Genomic DNA, 24216 nt, shown 5'->3' on the forward strand with positions numbered 1-24216 from the left:
GCTTATTTCCTCCTCAGAACAACTGCCTGTTGACTTGCAGCAGCATCATAGATCGATTGTAAACACAAGAAATTGAAGACAGCCTGCTCGTTCACTACCGCTGGCGACTGCTGGCCTTTCACTTTCTGGTAGAAGAAGTGAATCGGGTGGTCCATGTAACCGATCTGACCTTCGTACGGAATCGTATTTTCGTTAGTTATAACTTCACCATTCTTGTCCGATTTAACCAGAACTTGGTCGGTCTCGAAGTACGGCGACCATTTGACTGCGCCATTCGTGCCTTCGATTTCGACCGTGTAATACGGTTCGCCATGCGTACAGGAAGCACGCTCGTATTGGACCCAGACCGATTTGCCGCTGGCTTGCTGGAATTTCAGCATAGCGCCTACGTGACCTTCGATGTCATATACGACATCCTTGGGATCAATGTCGGTTTCCGGCTTCGCTGTCCAAGCAGAAGCAACCTCAACGCTCACCGGCTGCAGCATATCATTCAGAAGCGTGAAATCATAAGGACCCCAGTCCATGACGATGCCGCCGGCGGCTTTGGATTTATCCAAGAACCAACGGCTCTCGGGTTGATGCTCAATACCGGGACGACCGCGTTGACCGCGGAAGACGAATGAAATTTTGTATACATCGCCGAGCTCGCCCGAATTCAAAATGCGTTTCACTTCATCCGTCTTCGGTACCTGCAAGAAACGCACACTGCAGCAGCCGAGCATGCGGTTATTCGCTTTGGCGATTTCAAGCAGCGCTTCTGCTTCTTCGCGATTCATCACTAACGGTTTCTCGCAAAGCGTATGACGTCCGGATTCCAGCGCCATTCGCGACAATGGAAAATGCGTAAATGGAGGCGTGCCGACGATTACGATATCGTCTTCACGCGGCTCCTCGTTCAGCATTTCCTTAGCATCGGTAAATGTTGTAACTTGCGGGAATCGCTCAGCGAAGCTCGCAAGCGCCGCTGGGTTCGGATCCGCAACTTTGATTTCAATGACTTCTTCGCCTTCGATCTTGTAAATCGCTTCAGCGTGGGTCCGGTTAATGACACCGGCCCCAATTAAATAGAATCGCATGATTGAGCGAGTCCCCTTCCTATTCCCAAGGCATTGCTACTGGTTGACCAATGCGGAAGTTACGGTAAACCTCTTTTTCCTTCGCAGTCATCGCATCATAGGTTTCGCGCGGAATTGGAGTATGTGTGCTGGAATTGTACCAGTGACGGTTGAAGATCATAGCCAGGTTCGTACGGCGATCGTCAGAACGGTTCGGCGTGCCGCGGTGCCACATACGAATGTCGCGGATAACGATGGAGCCTGCAGGCATGAACACTTTCTCCGAAAGCATGCCTTCTGCTGCGCGGACGATGTGCAGGTTCGGGTTGATGCTGCCATCAAGTGTATCGTGGTTCGCATTGTCCGGATTCAGGTGCGTACCGCCCGGCCATATTTCAAGCGGACCGTTCACTTCGTTTACATCAACAAGCGGAATGTTCACAACAAGGCTGAACGCCGGAAGCGGAACAGTAAGCTCTGGGAACAACGGCATAATGTCGCAGTGAACAGCTTGATAATCAGAGCCTGGCATAGGTGTATCGGATGCAAAATAAGAACAGTGGAAGCCTCTGCCGAGCACTTTCTCGATAACGCTCATTACAATCGGGTGAGCAATAACTTCACTGTCATTGAACGGCGCCATGAAAGGCAGGAACATTTGCGCACGGTTGGTACCTGTGTTGTAACCGCGTTTGTCGATATACTCGTCGAAGATCGGATCGAATGAGTCACGGATGGTTTTGATTTTCTCGTCGCTCAGCACTTTCTCAAACAAAATATAGCCATTAACTTTCACTTGCTCAGCTGCTGTCTCCAATGTTTCCGGGTTAAGCTGCCCAGTTGCCAATTCTTGCTCTGTCAATTTGATTCTCATAGCAATCGACTCCTTTAGATGTGTTGTATAAGATCAATGGCGGTTAGCCAACGATTCCAATCAGATAAGTACCGGGGCAAAAGCCGGAAGCCATTTTATCCCTCGATTAGCATCGACATCCGAAACTGCAGATATGCGGAACTAACAAGATAGAGCTTCATTTCTTAGACGAAGCAGCAATTCTCACATCGTCATAACCTTCCGAAAATTGACAAGCAGAATGGACCAGCCCAAATCGGACCTACCATGACGCTGTCAGCTCCCTATGAATAATATACATGTTTTTGCCGCTAAGTGAAACGTTTCGACAAATAGAAATTAAGACGGCCATAATTGACCGCAATTAGCAGGTGCGAGGAAGTCGTTTAGAGCGCCGATTTCAGAAACAATTTCACTGATGAGCGACTATCAACTCCTGAAAGCGTTATCTTACTTCACAAGGCAGGATGTTGGCAACTGATGAGATGCAGCGAATGGAGGAGAAAAATGAAGGGTAACGAACCCTACAGCTTATATTTGATGTAAAAACGACCAAAAACCCTCGAATAGTGCCTCTAGGATACGTTACGTTGTAGCATTCCACGATCCCCGCACATACAGAATCCGTGGTCCGCATTCCGCATTCCGCATTCCACACAATTTAGCATCCAACATTTACACTTTCGGTAACTCACATCAATCCGCATCCCACCTTACATGCAGTTTGGCATCCAACATTTACACATTCGGTAACTCATATCTTTCGGTAGTCCACCTTCCACGCACTCAACCTTCCACGTTCCACTTTCAACATGTTTCGAAATTCTAACGAATCGTACAGGTCTTATTTAACCGAAATTCGGGGCTTGGTGATTCTAACGAATCGTACAGGTCTTATTTGGGGAAAATCAGCTCCAATTCACCTAAAAACCCCTAAATAAGGCTTCTACGATTCGTTAGAATTTTTTTGCAGCTATTTTGGTACAAATAAGCCTCGTACGATTCGTTAGAACTTATCCATCATGACCTCAATCCGCCGGTCGGCCGGGAAACAACACCAAAAGACCATCCCTGCTCAGGATGGTCTTCGTCTCGAACATGACTTAGAAGAATTAGTTCTTTAGATTGCTGGCATGACGTTTCCGCCGCAAACGGGAATATAAGCACCGGTAATGAATCCGGCCAGATCGGAAGCCAGGTATGCGACAGTGTTCGCAATATCCTGATCGGTTCCTCTCCGCTTCAATGCTACGCTTTTCTCATAACCTTCATTGCGCTCTGTCCCGTTCGCACGGTCGCGGTCCGAAATCGTCCACCCCGGAGCAACTTGGTTAACCGTAATCTGATGTCTGCCAATCTCCTTGGCCAGAATCCGATAAACGCCGTCCATACCCCGTTTGCCAGCCACATAAGCGGATTGGGTTTCGAAGTTTTGCATCGCACATTCGGTGTTGATGCCGATGAACCGGCCTGCTTGTTTCTCAATCATGGCCGGTGCAAAAGCTTTTGCCAGGTATACGCTTTGCATCACGCAGGATTCAAACTGGCCGCGATAATCCTCAGGCGCCTGCTCCAGAATCGATGTCCAGCCATATTGAATGACGGCATTCGCGACCACGATATCCACATGGCCCAGCTCTGCGTTCACTTTGTCTCTCATGGCAACAATGGCATCCAAATTCGTAATATCTGCTTGGACAATAGCAGCGCGTCTGCCGGTGGCGATGATTTCTTTCTGCAACTCCAGGGCTTGTCCCTCGTTACTGTTATAATGAATCGCAACATCCGCCCCGCAAGCAGCTATTGTGCGAACCATAACTCTGCCTAGTTCTCCGGTTGCCCCGGTTACGAGCGCGGTGCGCCCGGTCAGATCGATTCCAATCATGACTGTGCCTCCTCTTCTTCTTCCGGCAAGGTTGCCGCTGCGGCGTCAATCAGGCTGTCAAACAGATCATCATCCTGTTCGATGGCGGCTTCAACGGCATTGATTTGCTCCTCGGAGCCGGGTTCTTTCGCGAATAACAAGCTGTAATCCCATGTCGTTCCGCGCAGACTGTTCAGCTGAAGCGTAATTTCGTAGGGATGTTTATGGCCTTCGACCTCGAATTGGACGTTTCCTTTGTAGCCATTTTCCTTGTCATGTGTCATCGCTGCGTGAATAATCGTAATGTTCATCGTTCGTTAACCTCCAAAATGGTGGACATGCTTCCGCCGGTGTGCAACTCACTTCTCTTCTACTAATGCCTGCCGGTGGAATGACTTGCCTAAATTATACCATGCCTGCTGCAAATTGCGTAAAAACGGGCAGCATCAGCCGCCCGTTTGCATCAATAGCTTCTTTATTCGGTCCGTCCTGTCAGAAGCGGCTCAACGGATTTCCGCGACCAAGGTCCGTCATAAGTAGGCTCATTCACATAACGAGACATCATAAGGGAGAGGCGAATCGCTGCACCGGGAAGCAATTCTACCTGCAGCCACTTGCTGTTAACCTGTACCGTTTGTCCCGCCTGATCTTCAGTATCCAGCACCGTGGCCGAAATGATGTCATGCTCCCCGAATGTGCCGCCTTGAATGACCACCGTATGCGACTCAAACATCGACGTATTCACCAGATGCAGCGTTGCAGAGTCGTCGCTCAGCTGCTCAACCAATGCTGCCGTGTCTAGCGGGAGCCCCACTCGCTTGCGATCGCCATCGAAATAGCGGAATCTCCCGTGCTGGAAGCCGCCATGCGAAATATGCATCGGTCCGCCGAGCGTCAGCTGCACGAGACTTTCCATGTAGACCGGACACAGTTCCTGCCAGATATGAATACTGGAGAAATCATCATCGTTGTAGGAGCTTGACCATTGCGCCGGATCCCCCATCGGAGAATCCATCCGGTCCAGCTGCTTCGTGATCAGCTTGAAATTCGCATCAAGAATGCGATCCGGATAATCCGGCAGCTCACCGTTCATGTAGCGGAACCAAGGCTCCGTATTGCTTATAAAATGCTTCGTATCCCGTCCGGTCAGCGCATCCTTGCCGGAAACATTCGGAATTACCACTTCATCCCAGTTGTAGCTCTTCGGAATGCGATTAATCCGCTCGAGATCTTCTGCAGCCATCGAAACCGTCCACAGATAGATCGGATACCGAACGCTTGCTTCGCGGAAATCCGCCCAGCCCGCGTCAAAATGCTTGTAAGGCACAACTGTTCGGCCATCCTCCGATTGCTTGCGAAGCGACCAGTTCAAATCGATCTGCCTGCGCGCTAAGCCGAGTTGCTCCATGTCCCCTGTAAGCAAAACCGCGTTCATCGTCGCATTTGTGATCGGCTCGATAACCGTCATGAAACCGTGCGGCCAGCGATAGCCATAGTAGCCGCCCCACCATTTGCCGTCGTTATACTCCCCGATTTCATCATTCAAGCCTACGTTATCAGGGATTAATCCTCCGTTGCGTGCGGCGCGTTCAGACCAAGCCGCCAAGTAGTCCACTACCCATTGTTTATACTTGTCATCGGCTGTGTGCATGAACGCATTTGCGACAAGTCCCGTAGCATTTAAGTTCAGCGGTACGTCACCGCGGTTCATCCGTTCATTCATCATCGATAGCAGATGGGCGTAGATGGTATCGTCACTCCACTTGCATTTGCGCGATGCAAAATCCACACCCGGGATATCTTCATAGGGCGCTAAATAGTTATCCAAAATGCCGCGATGCGTAGACCAATCCTCTGCGGATGCGATAAAACGCGGTCCTTTGCTGCCATTGAGCGGAGATCGAATAAGCTTCTTCTCCTTGTCATAGTTCGGCGCTTCCGCGTCATCGCCGGTATACATGTTAGCGAATCGCACGGCACGCTGCCGATCTTTCAAGAGCGCAGGCCCGGAGAGTCCCAGAAAATAAAAGTATAAATACCCTTCGCCGTGATGCATCCAATCATAATAAGCGTCAAACTCGCGATGAATTTGTCCATATTCCGTCCACTGGAAGGTGATGCCTTCCCAGATTCGGCGGGACGCTTCGTGCAGGAAATCGTCGCCTCCTAAAGCGTGAAGCAGCGCCAAATTCATGAAACCCTCATAGGGATCGTCAGAGCCGTCCATCCCCGGCCAATCATTTCGCCAAATGAGCGTACCGTCCGGCCTTGTATATTTCGCAATGAAACGTTTCGCGGATTCATTCAGGAGGTCGAATAGTTGCCGTTGTTTCACAGCCCAGCCCGGTGCGGTGCCGCGACTCGTTGCCTTCAAACTTGTTTGCAGGGGAAGCGGAAGTTGAAGTGGACTCAAACTCACTTGAAACACATCCTTCTGATGAATTTATGTGATTCGTTCTAAATCGCGGTTCGTTTCAATCCTTCGTGTTCCCTAACGTAAACCCGCCTTCTATCGGGATCAAGGCGCCGTTGACCCAAGATGACTCTTGGCTGACGAGAAATGCGACAGCGCTTGCAATTTGCTCCGGCTTGCCTACGCGGGGATCGTCATAACTCCGATCAGCCGCTTGCTTCGCTGCTTCGGGATCGCCTAGCTTCTGCTGCAGCCACTGCTCTAGGAGCGGTGTTGCGACGCCGGCCGGAAGCAACGCATTAAACCTTACCCCTTCCTTGCGCAGCTCGAAGGCAAGTCCGCGTGTCATATGGTTTAAAGCCGCCTTCATCGTGTCATAGACGAGATTGTCATGCGCATTGATCTGTCCGTTAATCGAGCTTACATTGACGACGGCGCCTTGCGTCTCACGCAAGTAAGGCAGCGCCGCCTGAATCAGAAAGAAACCTGCCTTCACATTGACCGCAAATAACCGGTCCCAATCTTGATGGGTCACTTCGGCAAGCGGCTTGCTGCACACCAGCGCGGCATTATTAACAACGATATCCAGCCGTCCCCATTGTGAAATCGCAGCCTGCACAAGATTGCCCGGCACCGATGGATCGCTTAAATCTGCTTGCACGAACAACGATTCTCCGCCTTGTCGGATAATTTCCGCCGCAACCTTCGATCCTCGTTCCGGATCCCTGCCTGTCACCAACACTTTGGCTCCAAGCTCTGCCAGCTTACATGCCGTTGCTTCGCCGATCCCGCTGGTCGACCCGGTTATAATCGCTGTCTTATTATGTAAGCTCATCATACCTGCGTTTCACCCTGCTTCTCCGGATACTAGATTTCCCCGCCACTGCGAATGATGACATTTAAGATATTTTGCCTGGAGTACGCCAGATGTTTCGTGATCGCTTCCTTCGCTGCTTGAAAGTCTCGCGCCCGCAGCGATTCATAGATCGACAGATGCTGGCGAAAAGCAAGCATCATCATCTCGTCCGTCACATGCGGCTCGCCGAGATTCAAGTAACGATAGTGCATCAGCGATTTGTAAATCTCCACATTTCTACGATTGCCGCTCATCCGGACAAGCTCCAAATGAAACATCAAATCAAAATTGGATTGCAATTCGATGTTGATGCCCGGTCCCTCTGAAATAGAGGCTGCTGCATGCTCGACAAGCGCATCTAAGGCATCGAACTTGGAAGCAAGCAATTCTTCGTCCATGACGCTCAGCTGATCAATGGTCCATAAATCGATCATGAGCCGACTGTTCATAATGTCATTGACGTTATCCTCCATGACGGGATTGACGAAGGTGCCTACCTTGGATACGGTGCGGACGAGCCCTTCCATCTCAAGCCGGTTCAGTGCATCGCGAATCGGAGTACGACTGACGCCGAGCTGTTTAGCCAGCTCAGGAATGAGCAGCTTCTCGTTTGCGCCAAAATGCCGGGCTAGTATTCGCTCCTTAAGCACTTGATAGGTTTGATCCCAAATGTTACTGACAACCAATTTCTCTAACGGCTGCGGTGGAAGCTGACTTGAGGACACGCTGCTAACCTCCTGCTTTCTATATGCGAATCGTCATGTTGTATGTTGTATACAACATTATAGTAATGAAGCTGGATAATTCCGTCAATCCTTTTCTTGGCAATGACAGTACCTTTCAACAGAAAAAGCCCGGGAAGAAGCATGCTGCCTCTCCAGGCTCTCACGATTGCGTGACCGTAACATAAGCGTACTATTCGCTCTCTATCATTTCCCCGGAAATATTCGACTTATTCTTCCGCTTCGAGCTGTCGAATCAGCCGCTCTAAGTGATCGCAATCGTCTTATGCTCTGCTGCGCTCTCATAGACGGAGAAAGCCAAACGAAGCGTAATCAAGTTATCCTCGCCGCTGGTTTGGAACGGTTCGCCGTTAGATAAACAAGCAATAAAATGCGACTGCAGCCGGAAATGGCTTTCTTCGTGATCGAGCGTTGTCTCGTCTTTCACGACTCGCTCCGAAGCTCCGTCTTTCGAAACAACGGTGATTTTGCCGTCCGTGTACATTTTCAAGCTGCCGTTGCTGCCGTCAATGACAAACTGCTCCAAATGCACCGCCTTAACCTGCTCGCCAAGCGGACGGTCCAGCTTCTGCCTGGTTGCCCAGCTCATATCCATGAATCCGTAGAAGCCTTCATGTCCAAGCATGACAATGCCGCTGTCTTCCCCAATAATATGGTTGCTGACCCGCGTCAGCTCTGCCGTTAAGCGCTGCGGTGTCCCGAAGAGAAACCGCCAAGTATCAAACCAATGCACGCCCATTTCGTAGAAAAGCAGCTTGGGCATTGTGCGGAAGAACGGCTGCGGCAGCTCAGCTTCCGGCTCCATGCGCGGGGTGTAATAATCCGTATGAACGTATCTTGCAACATGCAGCTTTCCTAACTCGCCGCTGTCGATAACTTCCTTTATCGTTTGGAACGGCTCCAACCAGCGCCAATTCTCCGTAACCATGAGCCTGACGCCATTTCGCTTCGCGAGCGATACCATCTCTTCCGCTTCTTCCATTGTCGGCGCAAACGGCTTCTGGCACATGATATGCTTGCCCGCCTGCGCTGCTTTTCGAACGAAATCGACATGCGTTTCTGCGCCCGTTACGATATCAATAATGTCTACATCGGCATGCGCAAGCATATCGTCGATATGACTATACAATTGATCGGAAGAAATGTTGTATTTTGAAGCAGCCTTCATTAATTTCTCCGGAGAGCGGTTGCAAAGTGCCGTTATTTGAACACCCGGAATTCGACTCCACGCCTGCAGATGCTTATCCGACCAGAAGCCGGTACCGATTAGGCCAACCTTCCACATGCTTCTATCTCCCTCTCTGTCATGTTGAATTATTTCAGGGCAGGCTTCTCATCCAGATGCAGCATGAGGCGCAGCACTTCATCCAATGATTCCTTCGTAAACACTTGCTTCCAGTCCGGTTTGAAAATCTTATCGTAACCGTAATTGATCGCAATCTTCGCTGCATCGGAGAACGGATTCACATTATTGAACGCGATGGCCAGCGGAATCTGGATATGGCCCAGCATAAACGATCTGGCCGCAGCTTCCGGAACGCCCATGCGGATGACTTCATCCATCGCTTCTTTCATAATACAAGCAGCCGCTGCCGCAACGACTTCCGCCGCTGCCGGCTCCAGCAGCGCCATATGTTCGACTGTAATCCGGTGGCATTGCGTGACCGGCGCAAACATTCGAATGCAAATCTGCTCCGCAATATCGAAGTTTTCCTCGCTGCCTTGCTGAAGCGCTATGACAATATCCTGCTTCGCCGCAATGCCGCCGAACATATCTTTGCGTGCTTCCGGAGTATCCTGCTCTTCAAACAATGCAGGGTGACATGGATGCGTAACGACAAACGTGCAATCATCGCGCAGTGCGACTTGCTTCGCATACGCTGCAGCCGGATCGAGCAAGATGACCGTCGCACCCGGCTTTAACTGCGATACAATCTTCTCACTCAGCGGCCCGATCACGGCATCCGGCACGGCGAGGATGATGTAATCGGCTACAGCAAGCGCTTCGTCGTTAGGCGTAATGGACAATCCGCGCTGCGCGATGCGGGCAATACCATTCTCAGCTTGCTCGCACAGAAGGAGTCGATAATCCGTTTGCTTCAAATTATCCGTGATCCGGCAGCCCATCTTACCTCCGGCACCAAGCACGGCAATTGTGATTTCATTGGGTTGGTTGCTCATTCATCCTGCTCCTTATTAATAGAATAAGTATTATTGAACCTAGCATAACTGATCGACATTCGACATTCAATACAAAATGTATACAATACATATATATTTATTGCCGTCCTCTAAAATAACTGGTATTCTAAGTTCACAAATGCTAGGGAGGAATTCTGTGTGAGACTTGGACTTAGCTCATTCACTGTCACTTGGTCGATCGGCATACCCGGCTATGAGCGCCCGGTTGAACCGCTTACGCATGAAGGACTGATAAAACTTACGCGGAGCTGCGGACTGGATCTCGTGCAAATCGCGGACAATTTGCCGCTCCATCCGCTTTCGTCGGATGAGCTCTTACAGTTGAAGCAAATCGCGGATGAGCAGAACGTCTCCATTGAGGTTGGCACACGGGGAACGGATCCCGCACTGCTGCTGACGTATTTGGATATCGCTCGGACACTGCAATCCCCCATCGTTCGCACGATTATTACAACGCCCGATCTTGCCGCCGCAGAACAACAGCTGCGAGAGGTACTTCCCGCCTTCGAGGAAGAGAACATCGCACTTGCCATCGAAAATCATGGCTTGCATACAACGCTACAACTGGTACAATTATTTGAGAGCTTGAACCATCCGCTTGTAGGCTGCTGCCTCGATACGGTGAATTCTTTTGGCGCGCTGGAGAGTCCGGATGTCGTTATCAAACGGTTAATCCCCTATCTGGTAAACCTGCATATTAAAGATTTCGATATTAAACGGGTTGACCACCAGCTCGGCTTTACGATCCTCGGCGCACCTGCCGGAGCAGGCCGGCTCGATTACGAGCTTCTGCGAGCATCGATTCGGGAGCATGACAAAACGTCAGCCACCGCCATACTTGAGTTATGGACACCGTTCACGGAGTCTGTGGAGCAGACGGCTGCACGCGAACGAAGCTGGATGGAACAATCGATCGCGTATTTGAAATCTATTCATTTTATAGAAGAAAAGGATACTGACTATGGCAACCGTAACGTTGAAAGAGAAAGCGTATGAGCAGCTTCGTGCCTACATATTGGAAGGAACGATTAATTCCAACGACCAGCTGACGGAGAAATATTTGGTGGAGCTGCTCCAGATGAGCCGCACGCCGATCCGATCCGCTCTTGAGAAGCTGGCTGCCGAAGGGCTGCTTAACATTGCGCCTAATAAAGGGCTGAGTCTTCCCGAATTGTCACTGCAGCGGGTCGCGGATTTCTTCGATTTCCGGATTGCGCTGGAAGGTCATATCGTGAAGAAGCTGGCAAATCGTAAGCTCCCACAGGATGAGATCGCTTGGTTCCGTGCTAATTTGCTGATTCAGGAGCAAACTGCCGCGCAGCATGACTATCTGGCATTCACGCATGCGGATTCCGAATTTCATCGTCGCCTGGCACTCGTTTACGAGAACACCGAAATGGTGCAGATGATGGATAATTTGCAGGATCGGCTGTTCCAGATGGCACTCAAGGTGCTTCGCAAGGACTCGAACCGGATCGGGATGTCCTACCGCGATCATTTGGAAATTTTCGAGCTCATTCTCGAAGGCAACGCCGAGGAGGCGAGCCGTCGAATGGTCGAGCATCTGGCGTACGGAGCGCGGATATTAGTACTGTAGTAATATAATGAGTTGCTGAGAGGCTGTTTCTGTCATCGCTTCGATGACGAAGCAGCCTTTTCTATCGGATACGTTAGACGTGCGGTATCTCGTACCGCACAGCGGTGAAAATGGTCCGAATCGAGGTCATGAACGGTTTGGGTACCGCTCATTGGGGAGAAATGTTAGGTTTAGGCTTAAGAGAGGTACTAGATACCTCTCTTGGGCGGTAAAGCAGCTCATCGTGGAATCTACATCGGCGGGAATTCACGGAATTGCGAGCATGTAGCTCACCTAGAGATCTACATCTGCGGAAATCCACGGAAATGAGAGAAAGCAACTCACCTCGGGATCTACATAGGTCAAAACTCGGAGCTGCAATCCCTCGTCACTGTGACTCGAAAGACAAGCAGCTCGCCTAGAGATCTACGTCGGCGGATTTTCACGAAATTGCGAGAATGTAGCACACCCGGAGATCTACATCAGCGAGAATACGTGAAAATGCAAGGATGTAGCTCATCCAGAGATCTACTTCGGCGGAATTCGACGGAATTGCGAGAATATAGGTCATCTAAAGATCTACGTGATCCAAGTCAGGCTGAACGTCATCTTCATTGACGTTTAGCCTGACTTAATTATGTTGCTTACCACGGACACGCGCCAATACGGGCAGGCTGTATGGTTCATAACATAGACCAGCAGTATGTCAGAAGGAGGCATCGCGTCCATGTTCTGCTGGATCGGAAAAGTCATCATCGTGAAGAACAACGGCACTGTCCTGTTCGGCGATGCCAATATTTTACCGGAGTTTGGTGAAAATCCAGAAGCTGAGGAAGAAGTAGACGAAGAGTTGGACGGAGAAGATGTCCTCGTCGATGAAGAAGTTACCGCAAACCGACGGAAGTCGAAGAAAGGCAAAAAGGCCGCTTCTCCCGTTGGCAAGAAAAAATCCAAGAAACGCTGAATGATGTTCAACGCATACTTGCAGTTTGCGATTCGTGGTTTGCGGTCTGCGGTTCACGCTTCGCGGTTTGCGGTTTGTAGTTCGCAGTCGCGCTTCTCAGCTAACTCCCTGCAAATCGCTTATCGGTTGGTCCCTTGTCCCGCGAATTCTAGGCTTGTCCTAGCGTGCCCTCTTTAAACAAGCGACCAATCAAATACAAAACCAAGCGAATGGTTACGCTGTTCGGCTAAATCCTCATACACGGCAGCCGCTTCCTTAGGCGAAACGACCTCGTACAAGCCGTCTACCTTCACTTTTCCGGCAGCCAGCCATTGCAGCGCCCCTGCCAGATTCGTGAAAATTCCCGGCTCCGCCGCGCTTACGGCATGGGTCGGGATATCCCATTCCCAGCCGCTGCGCAGCACCACATAGTTATAGAAAACATGCTGCAGCAGCTCATGCGCATACGCTTCCGTCTGCCTTCCCCATGGCACGCCGACCATAACGACCTCGCCGTTCTTGCCAACCATGCGGCAGCCGTCGAGTACCGCCTGCTCATGTCCCGAGCATTCCACAACAAGCGCGAATTTCCCTCTCTGAGCAGGATCATCCACCGGCGGCAGATTGGATACCGTCGCACCGCTGCCTGCTCCTGCATCTGATCCACGAGCAGCAGCTTCACGCTTCCACGCAACCGGATCGTAAGCCGTAACGGAATAACCGCTCGCCGCGAATAGCTGCGCCGCCATATTGCCCACCAAACCCAGCCCGCTTACCATCACCCGCTGCGGAGGCCTCGCCTTTGTCGTCGATAACGTCGACATGCTGACGCTCATCATTCTCGCGAAGACTGCCACTGCCGGGGACAAGCCCTCCGGAAGCAGCAGCGCTTCCGTCTCCCTTACACGCTGCACGGAGCGATGCGGTCCCATGCAGAAAGCCAAGTCTCCGGGCTTGAAGGCTTGCACTTCACTGCCAACCTCTTGGACCCGAAAAACCGCGGCATAGCCCGGAATGCTCGTAAAATCAGCCCGCCCAAGATACAACGCGAGCTCGGTACCTGTACTGATTAGCGTAAACAACGTTTCACCTATGATTTCGTTCGACTGCAACAGCTCAGCTCCGCGATCCATCGCTTGAAGTTCGATTTGGCGAATGCCTGCCAGGACAAGTCCTGCATCCTTCCGATGCGTCATCCCAGCAACACCCCGATCGAATCCGCTGTTGCCCGAATATAGTCCGCGGCCATTCGGTATTCGGAATCGCTGTCCAGATGCTCCAGCATGAGCGGCACGTCACGGTCCAGCTTCGCTAATTGACGCAAATATTGCGCATAATCCAGCTTGCCCAGCCCCGGACGCGTTTCGTCCAAATGAACGACCATCGACGATCCGAGCACGATATCCTTGGCATGGCAGCTGCGAATATACGGACCCAGCTTCTCGAAACATTCCTCGATCAAAGCACCGTTGCGGTAAAAGAGCTGCGGACTGGTCACAATGTTGACGGGGTCCAAATGAACGGCAAAGGCTTCCCGATCGATCGCCTTAATGAGCTGCAAGTAGCTGTCCACGGTGTCGGGATACATCCACGGCATCATTTCCAGCGTATAATACGTGCGCTCGGGTTTCACATGATCAATGATTCCGCGGACCGTTTCTACAATCAGCTCGAAGGTGTCCGCAGTCAAATTCGCCGGGTCGTGACCATCCCACTGCTCGCCTAACGAACCGGCAATGTTGACGCAGCAGCGCGCCCCTGCCAGCTCTGCCGTCACGAGCTTCTTCTTGCAGTAGCGGATTGCCTGCTCCCGCACCTCCGGGTCTTGGCTTAGCGGGTTGCTCCACGCCCCCGCTTCTGCAATGACGATGTCCGCCTTAGCCGCAGCGCGAACATAATCCTCGATTCGCGCCGCATCATCCACATCCGGAAAATAAGCAGCCGTATAACCGCGTTCGACGTGCGCGGCAATCCAGCGTTCCGGATCAAGCGTTTGCCTGGCCAATATCGGGCCTCCGAGCCTCATGAGGGATCAATCCTCTCTGTATTATTTTTCCTACTGCAAGTATTCCGTCATTACAGCCCGAAATCCTGCCCCGAGCGGCGCCATTACCAGCAAAAAAACAGCAGAAACGGTCTACGATCCCCGCTCCTGCTGCTTCTTACTTAAATCTACTTCGCGACATCAATCACGACCATTTGATGGCATTCGATTCGATCTACGGTATACGTCAGCTTCCCGTCTTCCTGCACGAACGACAAAGCGGCTTGCTGCGGTGCCAAGTAGACGTTCTTAACCTCTTCCTGCAATTGCAAGGATACCTTCGTAGCATAAACCGGTAAAATATCCTCAATAATCTCAATCCCATTGCCGCGTTTCACCGGTGTCGCATACAGCAAGTGGTTGATGTATCGGCTTTCTGCCGGCTGCCGCTGAAGGGTCACTATGCCTTGCGCCGGCAAGGAGGTATCGATCGTTTTGTTGCCGCCCAGCAATTTATTCAGGGCATAGATCACCGTTTCCCTCAAGATCAAGCTGCCTTTCGTCCCGTAATCCTCGAAGACATTCCAGGCGATATAGATGCCGTCCGGCCCTTCCACCATGCCGGGTCCACCGTCGCGGCGCGAGCTTGGCGTATGCTGATGCGAGCAGAAGGCGAAGACATCCCGGTTAAAATACGGATCCTCCCGCCGACCAAGCACAGCTCCGCCTGCTCCATCTTCAAGTTCAACGCGTTGACCTTTGCCATAGAATATAAATGCGGCCCGGCCGAGATCCTGTACCTCAAACGCCGGACGGAAATAATCCGGCTGAAAGCCGTTCTCGCCCAGCCATCGAGCGCCAAATGAAAGGCCGAACCCGCTTCCGTCTTCCTTTAAACCCGACCGTCCTGTTGCCAGCACCTTGCCGCCATCATTCAGATAACGCCTAAGGCTGGCGGTTAACCGATTGCCGAGCAGCACTTCGTCAGGCAAAATAATAACTTTGTAGCCGGAGAAATCCGCATCCATATCGATTACGTCAAACAGAATTTTGCCTTCCAGCAGCATCCTTACCGCACCCGCATCGGAATGCCCCGTGAAATCCACTTGCCCCGACGTCTTGTGAACCCCGACAGCCTCAAGAGAGAGCAAGGCAACATCGGCCACATTCACGGTATCCGTGCACCAGGCTTCTTTCTGCTCCACCTCGCGGTAGGCGCGGCCAATCAGTTCATAGGTCGCCTCATCCATGACGCCGTCCGGATGGAGCTGGTCGCCGATTGAGCAGCGAGCCCCGTTCGCGATGCTAAGCGCGGTCTCGTAGCGCAGTGCGTTCGGATGTTTATAGCCGCCGAATTCCCCCCATGACGTATGGAACTTGCCGGTCATGCCCAGATATGGCATGCCAAGCGTCTGCGAATAACGCGCCGACAATGGGAAGTGATCATACCCCCAGCCGCCGGTAGGCAATGATTCCAGCTCCAGATGCGTGTTCAGCTCGGCCAAGTCGCGTCGGCCTCGGCGAATATGCCCGCCATTTTGGAAGATAGGCATGCCCGGCTTTAAGCCATGGATCAGCTCCTTCACCGCTTTCCCATAATGGGCATAAGTGCGTTCGCCCAGCGCCAGCACATCTTCCGCATTGCGCGGGTCTTTGCCTTCGCGTCGCAGATCCGCCACGCAATAGTGGCAGTAGCATTGACGGACGCCAACGATATCAAGGAAGATCCCATCCGCATCATAGCCTCGAACAACCTCTTCGATCTGCTTCAGCAGCATCTCCAGGTAAGGAGTGTTCATGCAGAACTCATGATAACCCGGCTGCATGAAATTTTTGACCCAGCTCGTTCTCTCTTCCTGATCGCGGAACAGCCATTCCGGATGGCGTCTGGCCATCTTCTCATCCAGCCCCGCGGAAATATAGACAGGCGTCTTAACGCCGATTTCATGCGCCGCTTCAATCATTGCGCCAAGCAAATCAAACCCCAATCCGGGATGGCGCTCATTGGCTTCGCTCGGGTGGTAAGCCCAGCCATGATGGCATTTGGAGAACACCGTAATGGAATCAACATGGCCTTTGCGCAGCATCTCTTGGAACTGCTCCTTGGAGAACTGACTGCCAATGCCCGGAATGGCCTCTGAGGTATGAAAATCAAGATGAACCTGTCTAAACCGCATACGCTTCGCCCCTATCCTCGTAGTCAATCTTTCTTCACTATTACATAGTCGTTGCACGGGAGGATAGAGATGGAATAGACTTGTTATAGCACAAAATCGACCTATTAGGAGAGGACCCTCTACGATGGAATGTTTACAGCTTCCTATCCCTCCGCTTCCGCAATTCGTAACCGTCGGCCATTCCATATGGCGGCCGGGCAACCAGCATTTCAAGCGGAATTTTCCCATGTATGACATGCTGCTCGTGATCAAAGGTACCATTTATATGACGGAAGATGAGCGGCCTTATGCGGTTGGTGCAGGTGATCTGCTTCTTCTCGAGCCCGGTCATACCCATGTCGGTCATCGGCCCTGCGACGAAGATACCGAGATCTATTGGATTCATTTCTATCACCCACTACCTGCCGTCTCTCTGAGCAGCCACCAAATCTCCTGGTCCTCCATTCTTGAACCGGGCACAGATGCCGATTTCCTTCCGCGCAGACAATCGTTGTTTCTGCCGAAATGGGCGAATATCGACCCGAAGCCGCTGCTGCCAATACTTCGTGAAATGCTGACGATTCAGCAGAAGCTGAATTTGGAGAATGCGGCGCGTCTGCATGGATTGCTCGTTCGATTGCTGGAGCAGCTGCAGCAGCTAACGATAGAATCGACGAAGCCGTCGCGCTCGCTTACACTAAGCCGCCGGCTGGAAGAGTTTTTACCCCGCTTCATCAAGGAGCCGTTTCACTCGGCTTCGCTGGAGGAACAGTTTCATTTTAATGCCGAATACCTGTCTCGTTGTTTAAAGAAACATACCGGCAAAACGCCTGTCCAATACATCCGTTATTTAAAGATCGAAGAGGCCAAGCGGCTTCTCGCAGCAGGCGAGCTGCCCGTTCCCGTCATAGCCGAAGCCATCGGCGTTGAGGACTATAATTATTTCATCCGGATGTTCAGGGAAACGACCGGTCAGACGCCGGGAGATTACCGCAGTTCGCGACAAGGATTAAGTTGAGGGCAGGACATTTCGTTTGCGAAGAGAATGTTATGTAAGAGTGAGAATTTCAGTGAAATGAGGGATGATGGTGGAAGCGAATTTATTGCTCAATCTGCAGCCGGAACGGACGATGCAGTGGATGAACGAACCGAGTCATTCGGAGCGCGGCGAGAACGGTGAACTAATCATTGAAGCTCCGGCGAATGCTGACTTCTATCAGGATCCGGCAGGCAAACACGTTGTCAGCTCCGCACCATTCCTGTATAGGCCGGTTACGGGGTCTTTCGTACTGACTACCAGATTAAGCGCCTCCATGACGCACAAATATGACTCGGGCTGTCTGATGCTGATGGTAGACGACCGAAATTGGGCGAAGCTATGTTTCGAATATGACGGCGAATGCCCTACCATCGTGTCTGTTGTCACGAAAGATGGCAGCTCAGACGACTGCAATTCCGAGCGCGTCGAGGTAGAGAAGCCGTATTTGCGCATAACGCGAGACGATAATTGTATCTCCTTCCATTATTCAGCGGATGGTGAGCTGTGGCGGCAAATCCGATATTTCGGCATGAATCTCCCTTCCACTTGCTTAACGGGCGTAGTTGCGCAATCGCCTCAAGGGACGGGCTGCCTCGTGAAGATAGATGAACTGACTTTAACCGCTTAGCCCCTTCCTAACCGACAGCTGCGATCCACTGACTCCGACCAGTTCTTCCATCCATACCGTCTGCGCCTATTGACGTGCCTATTCCGAAAATGAATCCCTGGAGTGAGCGAATTCATGAATGAGAAGATGAATGAAATCAATCGGTTCTTCGACATGTATCAGAAAGAAATTATACATAACTGGATCATGCGGCTGGAACAGAACTATCCGAATCAATATGACACCGCTACGCTTCAAGAACAAGGCGAACGCTACATCATTCTAATATCGGATATCCAGATCCCAATTGAGGAGCATCCCATATTTGCCGAGTATAAAGAGTGGTGCGACCTGCTGTTTAATAAAGGGATCCCCATTGATCATATTTTAAAAAGCTCATTGTTTTTCCGGGAAGCGTTTCTCGAGAAAATAGCTGTCATTGAGGTCGAAGTTTCTCAGCTTGCCGCTATTATTTCAACCATCATCACCAGAATCGATGCCTTCCAAGCGACAATCTACACTTACTTCTTCGATCATACCCGCGGCAAGATGGAGCTGCAGGATAAATTGATCGAGGATATTCATGCGGATAAACTCAACTTAATCGGCAAAATGGCGTCCAGCATGGCACACGAGATTCGCAATCCTCTGACATCCATCAAAGGTTTTCTCGTATTAATTCGTAAGTCTCTGCCACTGGATTCGCTTGGCAGCATCGAGAAATATCTGGACATCATCGACAATGAATTCCGTAATATCGAAATGCAAGTCACCGGATTTCTCAGTTTCTCCCGAAAGCCGATCGCGGATGAGCAGCGCATCCTCATGCCGCTGCATGAGGTCATTGAGAAAACGCTCCTCCTCGTCAACCCGCTGCTGTTGAATGAGAATATCGAGCTTTCCTTGCGGCTGCAGGATGATCTGCAGGTGGAGGTTCAGAACCTTGCCATTATTCAGGTGTTCTCGAATCTGCTGAATAACGCCATTGACGCGCTGCGCGAAACGGACATCCATCATCGCAAAATTACGGTGCTTACCTTCGCTGACGGAGCCCATATCTACATTCGTTTCATCAATACCGGACCGGAAATTCCGGCAGACATTCAATCGACCTTATTTGATCCGTTCGTCACGGGCAAATCGGACGGTACCGGCCTTGGACTCGCAATTTGCAAGCAAATCGTGGAACGCAATAACGGCACCATCACGTTCGAAACGAACCGCAAGGAAACCACGTTTACGCTGCGGTTTCCGGCACTTGCCGATTAGCTGCCGGTCAGCAAGAAGCCTCCTGCACGCAACCGAAGAGGTGCGCTCAGGAGGCTTTATTTGTAATCAGATTGAGATTTCCGCTTCAAGTTATGGATGGTTTCCATTCCGACTTCAGCAAACCGTAGACCAGATGATCGTGATACTCTCCCTTGTTATACTCCGCTTCTCTGATGATTCCTTCTTGCACAAATCCAAGCCGCAGCGGGATGGCTTTACTCCTCGCATTATCCACTCTTACTCGAATTTCGATCCGGTTCAGCTCTAATTCCTGAAAGATATACGCAATCATCTTCCTGCAAGCCTCTGTCATGAATCCCTTCCCTTGATGCTCCGCACTCAGCCAATAGCCGATTGACGTCTTTCTGTGTTTCCAGTTAATATCATGGACGCTAATATTGCCTATGTAACGATCCTGATAGAAAATACCGCAGGAGACACCGTTGTTGCCGGTGAATCTCTTCAGCTCATATTCAATATAGAGTTTCACTTCATCCACGCTTGCCGTCGTAAGCGCCCAAGGCAAGAACTCCCCAAGATACTCTCGATTCTTCTTGATCGCGGCATAGATGTCATCGGCATGATTGATCTGCAAAATTTGCAATTTCAAGTCCGCGTTTATCGTGTAACTGAACAAAGACTCACGCTCCTTCGAAATCGAGATGCGGTAGACCTAGCTTCATTTAGTATAACAGGAACTGGAAATTGAGGGATATCAAAAAGAAGATCGAAATGTCCAAACCGACATTTCGATCTCTCGCAGGCTACTGGCTGTTGGCAACAGCGTTGAATGTGTAATCGCACTCGATTTCCAATTCCCGCGCTTCAGCGAAGGACCTTTGCTCGCCGCTCGGCAGTGTGAGCGTAACCGGAATGCCGGCCGGTCCATTCACTTGAATGGCGAAACGGCTGCCGTCCAGCTGCCAGGCTACTTCAACAAGGCCATGAGGCGTTGATGCGCTACCTTTCGCCCAGTTGAGCGGACCGACGACCGGTGAAATACCGATCTGGGCAAAACCGGGTGCCAGCGGTTTGATGCCGAGAATTTCGGAAGGAAATTCATAGAGCGGCAAGGCGCCCCAGGCGTGGCAATCGCTGCGCTCCGACACCGGGTCTTCCACCCAAGCCGTCAGGTGCAGATCGACTTGTCTGCGCCATGAATCCCACAGCTGGAACGTTTGCTCGTACATGCCCGTCATCGCCAGTGCACGGAACAGATAGTACGACATTGCCGTCGAGATTTGTGCCAGATCAGCTCCATCTCCGTCTCCATCCAGCATCCGTGCCGTCAGCGACTTCGCTTCATCCCCTTTGACCGTTCCCGTGAGTACGGCCCACACCTGCGCATGCTGGCTGTAGGCTTCAACCGCCGGCCCGTCACGGAACAGCTGGCGCGATTCCGACCAGCAATGAAGGCGAACAGCTTCGCGTACGGATGCTGCCCGCTCGCGGTATTCCGCGCCGGTCTCGTTTCGTCCGGTCCACTCATTCATCTCCGCCGCTTTGACCAGCGCATCCGCATACATGAGATTGTAGACCGTAAGCGGCCCGCGGCGTGCCGCATGCGGAGCGCCGGCATTGTCCTTCCATGCCATCGTCCAATCCACGAACGACCAATACGCGGTCGGCATTTGCCCGACAAGCCCGCTCTCCTCGCGGCGATTCTCGAACCAGCCGAGCACCGCATCCATCGTCGGACGATACGCTTTCACAAGGGCAGCATCGCCGTAATGTTTGTAGTGATCGTATACCATCATGAGCCAGAACAAGGCAAAGCCCGGTATGACCTGTCTGTCGACGGATGGATAGCGGCTTTGCAGGATGCCGCTTGGCAGCAAGGAGCTGTGGAAGTCGCGAATCGTCTTGCGGCCGAGCTTGTCATCCCCGCTTACGGAATAGGTGAACAACGCTTGCAGACGGCTGTCCAGTTCATATTGCATTTGCTCATAGAACGGGGTGTCTTCATACGTTTCATGCATACAGCCGCGCAGCGTATTTAAGCTGATTTCCCATAACGGCGCTAATGTAGGATCCGATCCGTCAAACGCCGCCAATTCCTCCAGCGGATATCCGCTTTGACGATAATCGATCCCTGCCAGCGTCACGGGTTCATCTGCGGCTTGAAGCGTCAGACGAATAAACCGAAACCCTCTGCGGTGGATAGGCTCGTACACTTCACTTACAGCCGTGCTCGAATCGCCGACACCGGCAATAGAATAGTAATCCTCGAAGCCATACAGCGACTTGCCTTCTTTATCATCGCGAACCCCTTTATGGCGAGTTCCGTCTCCCTCCGGCGGAAGCTCATAGGATTCTGCATAAAGCACGGAAGCTTGCGCACCTCTGCCTCCATAGAACTGAACGCGCGGATATCCGCTGGTCATCCGGGAAGCATCCAGCTCTACAATCAGCTTCTCTCCCGGAGCCAGCACCACGCCAAACAGTTGCTCCGGCGAAATGCCTTCGTTCCATGTCCGCTCCCCGCTCGACGCCTGCATAACGCGAGTAAAAGAACGTACTGTCTCTCGCATGAACGGAATCGACCGTTCGGTTAACTGCCAACGCGTCAATTGACCATACATCCCGTCCATAATCTCGCTGACGGCAACTGCATTCGTCCATTTGCTATCATCATAATCGACATTCGTGAATCCGATCGGCAGGTCGCCGCCCTTCACACGTTCCCCGCCGCCGATAAACAATGTAAACGCTTCCCTTTCGAACGTGAACGCACCGGCTCCAAGACGCATTGCCTGCCAGCGCGAATCCGTGCTGACATCCTCCAAGACGTTGCCCGCTCCATCCGCCAATTGACCATCCAGCAGGAAAGCGCCCATATCCGATCGCCATACAGAGGCAGGTCCGGTTCTCCCCGCATAATAGATCACTTGAGCCGCCCAAACATTCTCCCCGTCAAGGAGCTTGTCCGTCACGTCGATCACTTCATAGTAATGGGTGTTCATGTCCCCTTTAAGCGGACCGCTTACAAGCGATTCTCCGTTTAGCCAGAGCCGATAACGGCTGTCTGCAGAAACGCGTACAGTCAAACGAACATCCGACTTATCTGAAACGTGAAAGCTGCGGCGAAAATAAGCCAGCTGCGGCTCTCTATCACCTGCAACCTGATCGAGGCCGTTCCGATTCGGCCAAATCCATTTTGCCTGCCAATTGAGGTTCTCTTCCATGCTTGCTTTCCAACTCCTTCTCATCGCTCAAGTTCGCCAATCCTCCAAGTGAGTTGCCATCAGGCTGTCATCTTTCATTATAATGAAATTCGCGGTTTCCATCAGCAACAATCTCTCTACACCGCGTTCAAGAATAAATTAGCCGGATTAGCCAATAAATGGATAGGTAGATGCGACTCTCGCACCTATTATTCGTGTATACTCATTCACACGTTGCAGAATCCAATGGTATAATGATCAATAAATATTACGAAATTGTTAACCTTCTTTTATTCGTTTATCTAAAATTCGTACTCGACCGGGAGGATAACATGTCAGCTACAATCAAGGATGTAGCGAAGATGGCGGGCGTTGCTGTTTCGACCGTCTCCTACGCACTGAACAACTCGCCTAAGATCAGTGAAGAGACGCGCCGCAAAGTCGTTCGGGCCGCAGAGGCGCTGAATTTCCGTCCAAGCGGGGCTGCCCGCAATTTGAAGAAACGCAAGAGTGAGACGATCGGACTATTCCTGAACGATCTTGGCGGTCCTTTCTACAGCCAAGTCATTGAAGGCGTCCAAGAGATTGTAGCCTCGCATGATTACAATTTGATCGTCTGCAGTACCTATGGCGGCGAGAATAGCTCCGCGCATCGTTTCTTAAGAGAGAAGTTCGTAGATGGGGCTATCATCATGGGAACAGCCATCAGCGACAGCCTCATTCTTCAAGTGGCTTCGGAATCCTTCCCTATTGTCGTGCTCGATCGAGAGCTTAGAGGCGATTATGTACATAACGTCCTCATCACCAATGAACAAGGCGGCTATGATGCAGTCGCTCATCTCATTAAGCTGGGGCGGCGCAATATTGAATTTCTGAGCGGACCGTCGGCAGCCTTCGATAACACGCAGCGATACGAGGGCTACAAACGCGCTCTGCTCGAACACGACCTGCCCGTCCCTAAGCGGATTGCGATGCACGGACGATTCCTCGAAGCCGGCGGTTATCAAGCGGTCAAGCTTCTCCTAGCAAGCAAACGGCTGCCGGACGCTATATTCGCAGCCAATGACGAGATGGCAATCGGCGCCATCCGCGCTCTGCACGAAGCAGGCCTGCGCGTGCCCGAGGATATTGCCATTGTCGGCTTCGACAACATTAACCTGGCCCCGCTAATCAGGCCGGCATTGTCGACGATCGGCCATTCCAAATTTGAGGTTGGCGCCATTGCCACCCAGCTCGTCTTCAATGCACGCAAGGAAGAGGACGTCATCATTCTTCCTACGCAGCTCATCGCCAGGCAGTCCTGCGGGTTCTCCGGCGGCGTAAGTGAACAGGATCATGACAACTTAGTCGCTTCCATCCTCCATGTCGGGGGACGAACGAAACATTAAACTCGATTTCGCGTGATTCAAAGTACGGGTTTGCCAGGTACGGGACTTGATAGTTAAAGCATTCAAATGCGAATGAAGCCCGCGGATTCCGCGGGCTTCAT

At 51.6% G+C, this 24216-nt stretch carries 21 protein-coding genes; 7 read left to right on the forward strand and 14 right to left on the reverse strand.

Annotation, left to right across the window (positions count from 1 at the left end; translation table 11 throughout):
* Positions 1 to 2: 2 nt before the first annotated feature.
* The 9 genes from I8J30_RS03385 to I8J30_RS03425 form a co-directional block, all read right to left on the reverse strand.
* Complete coding sequence (locus I8J30_RS03385) at positions 3 to 1079, reverse strand: Gfo/Idh/MocA family protein (RefSeq protein WP_210655355.1); 1077 nt, start codon at positions 1077 to 1079, stop codon at positions 3 to 5.
* 19 nt (positions 1080 to 1098) lie between these two features.
* Positions 1099 to 1932 (reverse strand): phytanoyl-CoA dioxygenase family protein, encoded by an 834-nt coding sequence (locus I8J30_RS03390; RefSeq protein WP_210655357.1) that lies wholly within the window; start codon positions 1930 to 1932, stop codon positions 1099 to 1101.
* A gap of 1099 nt (positions 1933 to 3031) precedes the next feature.
* A complete protein-coding gene (locus I8J30_RS03395) occupies positions 3032 to 3796 on the reverse strand; it encodes an SDR family NAD(P)-dependent oxidoreductase (protein ID WP_240547760.1) in 765 nt (254 codons plus the stop codon).
* Positions 3793 to 4086, reverse strand: coding sequence for a hypothetical protein (locus I8J30_RS03400; protein WP_210655359.1), 294 nt, complete (start codon positions 4084 to 4086; stop codon positions 3793 to 3795). The genes I8J30_RS03395 and I8J30_RS03400 overlap by 4 nt, the downstream gene beginning before the upstream one ends.
* Positions 4087 to 4250: 164 nt before the next feature.
* Positions 4251 to 6194, reverse strand: coding sequence for a DUF8034 domain-containing protein (locus I8J30_RS03405; protein WP_210655361.1), 1944 nt, complete (start codon positions 6192 to 6194; stop codon positions 4251 to 4253).
* A gap of 55 nt (positions 6195 to 6249) precedes the next feature.
* A complete protein-coding gene (locus I8J30_RS03410) occupies positions 6250 to 7026 on the reverse strand; it encodes an SDR family NAD(P)-dependent oxidoreductase (protein WP_210655363.1) in 777 nt (258 codons plus the stop codon).
* A gap of 29 nt (positions 7027 to 7055) precedes the next feature.
* Positions 7056 to 7769: a GntR family transcriptional regulator gene (locus I8J30_RS03415; RefSeq protein WP_210655365.1), complete on the reverse strand. Its 714-nt coding sequence runs from the start codon at positions 7767 to 7769 to the stop codon at positions 7056 to 7058.
* Between the two features lie 262 nt (positions 7770 to 8031).
* Positions 8032 to 9072 carry a Gfo/Idh/MocA family protein gene (locus I8J30_RS03420; protein WP_210655367.1) on the reverse strand — a complete coding sequence of 347 codons (1041 nt, stop codon included), beginning with the start codon at positions 9070 to 9072 and terminating at the stop codon, positions 8032 to 8034.
* A 29-nt stretch (positions 9073 to 9101) separates the two neighbouring features.
* A complete protein-coding gene (locus I8J30_RS03425) occupies positions 9102 to 9968 on the reverse strand; it encodes a phosphogluconate dehydrogenase C-terminal domain-containing protein (RefSeq protein ID WP_210655369.1) in 867 nt (288 codons plus the stop codon).
* Between the two features lie 159 nt (positions 9969 to 10127).
* On the opposite strand from I8J30_RS03425, the gene I8J30_RS03430 reads away from it, so the two are divergent.
* The 3 genes from I8J30_RS03430 to I8J30_RS03440 all read left to right on the forward strand — a co-directional run bounded on the left by I8J30_RS03430 (position 10128) and on the right by I8J30_RS03440 (position 12529).
* Positions 10128 to 10985: a sugar phosphate isomerase/epimerase family protein gene (locus tag I8J30_RS03430; RefSeq protein ID WP_210655370.1), complete on the forward strand. Its 858-nt coding sequence runs from the start codon at positions 10128 to 10130 to the stop codon at positions 10983 to 10985.
* The gene (locus tag I8J30_RS03435) at positions 10951 to 11586 is read left to right on the forward strand and encodes a GntR family transcriptional regulator (protein WP_210655372.1); all 636 of its coding nucleotides are present in this window, start codon (positions 10951 to 10953) and stop codon (positions 11584 to 11586) included. Before I8J30_RS03430 ends, I8J30_RS03435 begins: the two co-directional genes overlap by 35 nt.
* Before the next feature lie 706 nt (positions 11587 to 12292).
* Complete coding sequence (locus I8J30_RS03440) at positions 12293 to 12529, forward strand: hypothetical protein (RefSeq protein WP_210655374.1); 237 nt, start codon at positions 12293 to 12295, stop codon at positions 12527 to 12529.
* 173 nt (positions 12530 to 12702) lie between these two features.
* Here I8J30_RS03440 and I8J30_RS03445 read toward each other — a convergent pair whose 3' ends face one another.
* The 3 genes from I8J30_RS03445 to I8J30_RS03455 all read right to left on the reverse strand — a co-directional run bounded on the left by I8J30_RS03445 (position 12703) and on the right by I8J30_RS03455 (position 16669).
* Positions 12703 to 13704 carry a zinc-dependent alcohol dehydrogenase gene (locus I8J30_RS03445; RefSeq protein ID WP_210655375.1) on the reverse strand — a complete coding sequence of 334 codons (1002 nt, stop codon included), beginning with the start codon at positions 13702 to 13704 and terminating at the stop codon, positions 12703 to 12705.
* Positions 13701 to 14513 (reverse strand): sugar phosphate isomerase/epimerase family protein, encoded by an 813-nt coding sequence (locus I8J30_RS03450; RefSeq protein ID WP_240547761.1) that lies wholly within the window; start codon positions 14511 to 14513, stop codon positions 13701 to 13703. The genes I8J30_RS03445 and I8J30_RS03450 overlap by 4 nt, the downstream gene beginning before the upstream one ends.
* Before the next feature lie 167 nt (positions 14514 to 14680).
* Positions 14681 to 16669, reverse strand: a complete 1989-nt coding sequence (locus I8J30_RS03455) for a beta-galactosidase trimerization domain-containing protein (protein ID WP_210655379.1) — start codon at positions 16667 to 16669, stop codon at positions 14681 to 14683.
* A 124-nt stretch (positions 16670 to 16793) separates the two neighbouring features.
* Here I8J30_RS03455 and I8J30_RS03460 point away from each other — a divergent pair, with 124 nt between their 5' ends.
* From I8J30_RS03460 to I8J30_RS03470, 3 genes are all read left to right on the forward strand, one after another.
* On the forward strand, positions 16794 to 17666 hold the full coding sequence (locus tag I8J30_RS03460) for a helix-turn-helix domain-containing protein (protein WP_210655381.1): 873 nt from the start codon (positions 16794 to 16796) through the stop codon (positions 17664 to 17666).
* A gap of 67 nt (positions 17667 to 17733) precedes the next feature.
* A complete protein-coding gene (locus I8J30_RS03465) occupies positions 17734 to 18315 on the forward strand; it encodes a DUF1349 domain-containing protein (protein WP_210656073.1) in 582 nt (193 codons plus the stop codon).
* Positions 18316 to 18429: 114 nt separating this feature from the next.
* Positions 18430 to 19563, forward strand: a complete 1134-nt coding sequence (locus tag I8J30_RS03470; RefSeq protein WP_210655383.1) for a sensor histidine kinase — start codon at positions 18430 to 18432, stop codon at positions 19561 to 19563.
* An 85-nt stretch (positions 19564 to 19648) separates the two neighbouring features.
* On the opposite strand, the gene I8J30_RS03475 is transcribed toward I8J30_RS03470, so the two are convergent.
* Together I8J30_RS03475 and I8J30_RS03480 are read right to left on the reverse strand one after the other, a co-directional pair.
* The gene (locus I8J30_RS03475) at positions 19649 to 20200 is read right to left on the reverse strand and encodes a GNAT family N-acetyltransferase (RefSeq protein WP_210655385.1); all 552 of its coding nucleotides are present in this window, start codon (positions 20198 to 20200) and stop codon (positions 19649 to 19651) included.
* A 127-nt stretch (positions 20201 to 20327) separates the two neighbouring features.
* Positions 20328 to 22748: an alpha-L-rhamnosidase-related protein gene (locus I8J30_RS03480; protein ID WP_210655387.1), complete on the reverse strand. Its 2421-nt coding sequence runs from the start codon at positions 22746 to 22748 to the stop codon at positions 20328 to 20330.
* Between the two features lie 311 nt (positions 22749 to 23059).
* Here I8J30_RS03480 and I8J30_RS03485 point away from each other — a divergent pair, with 311 nt between their 5' ends.
* Positions 23060 to 24115 carry a LacI family DNA-binding transcriptional regulator gene (locus I8J30_RS03485; RefSeq protein ID WP_210655389.1) on the forward strand — a complete coding sequence of 352 codons (1056 nt, stop codon included), beginning with the start codon at positions 23060 to 23062 and terminating at the stop codon, positions 24113 to 24115.
* The last annotated feature ends 101 nt before the right edge of the window (positions 24116 to 24216 follow it).

This window comes from Paenibacillus lignilyticus, assembly GCF_017942085.1.
Taxonomy (GTDB): domain Bacteria; phylum Bacillota; class Bacilli; order Paenibacillales; family Paenibacillaceae; genus Paenibacillus_Z; species Paenibacillus_Z lignilyticus.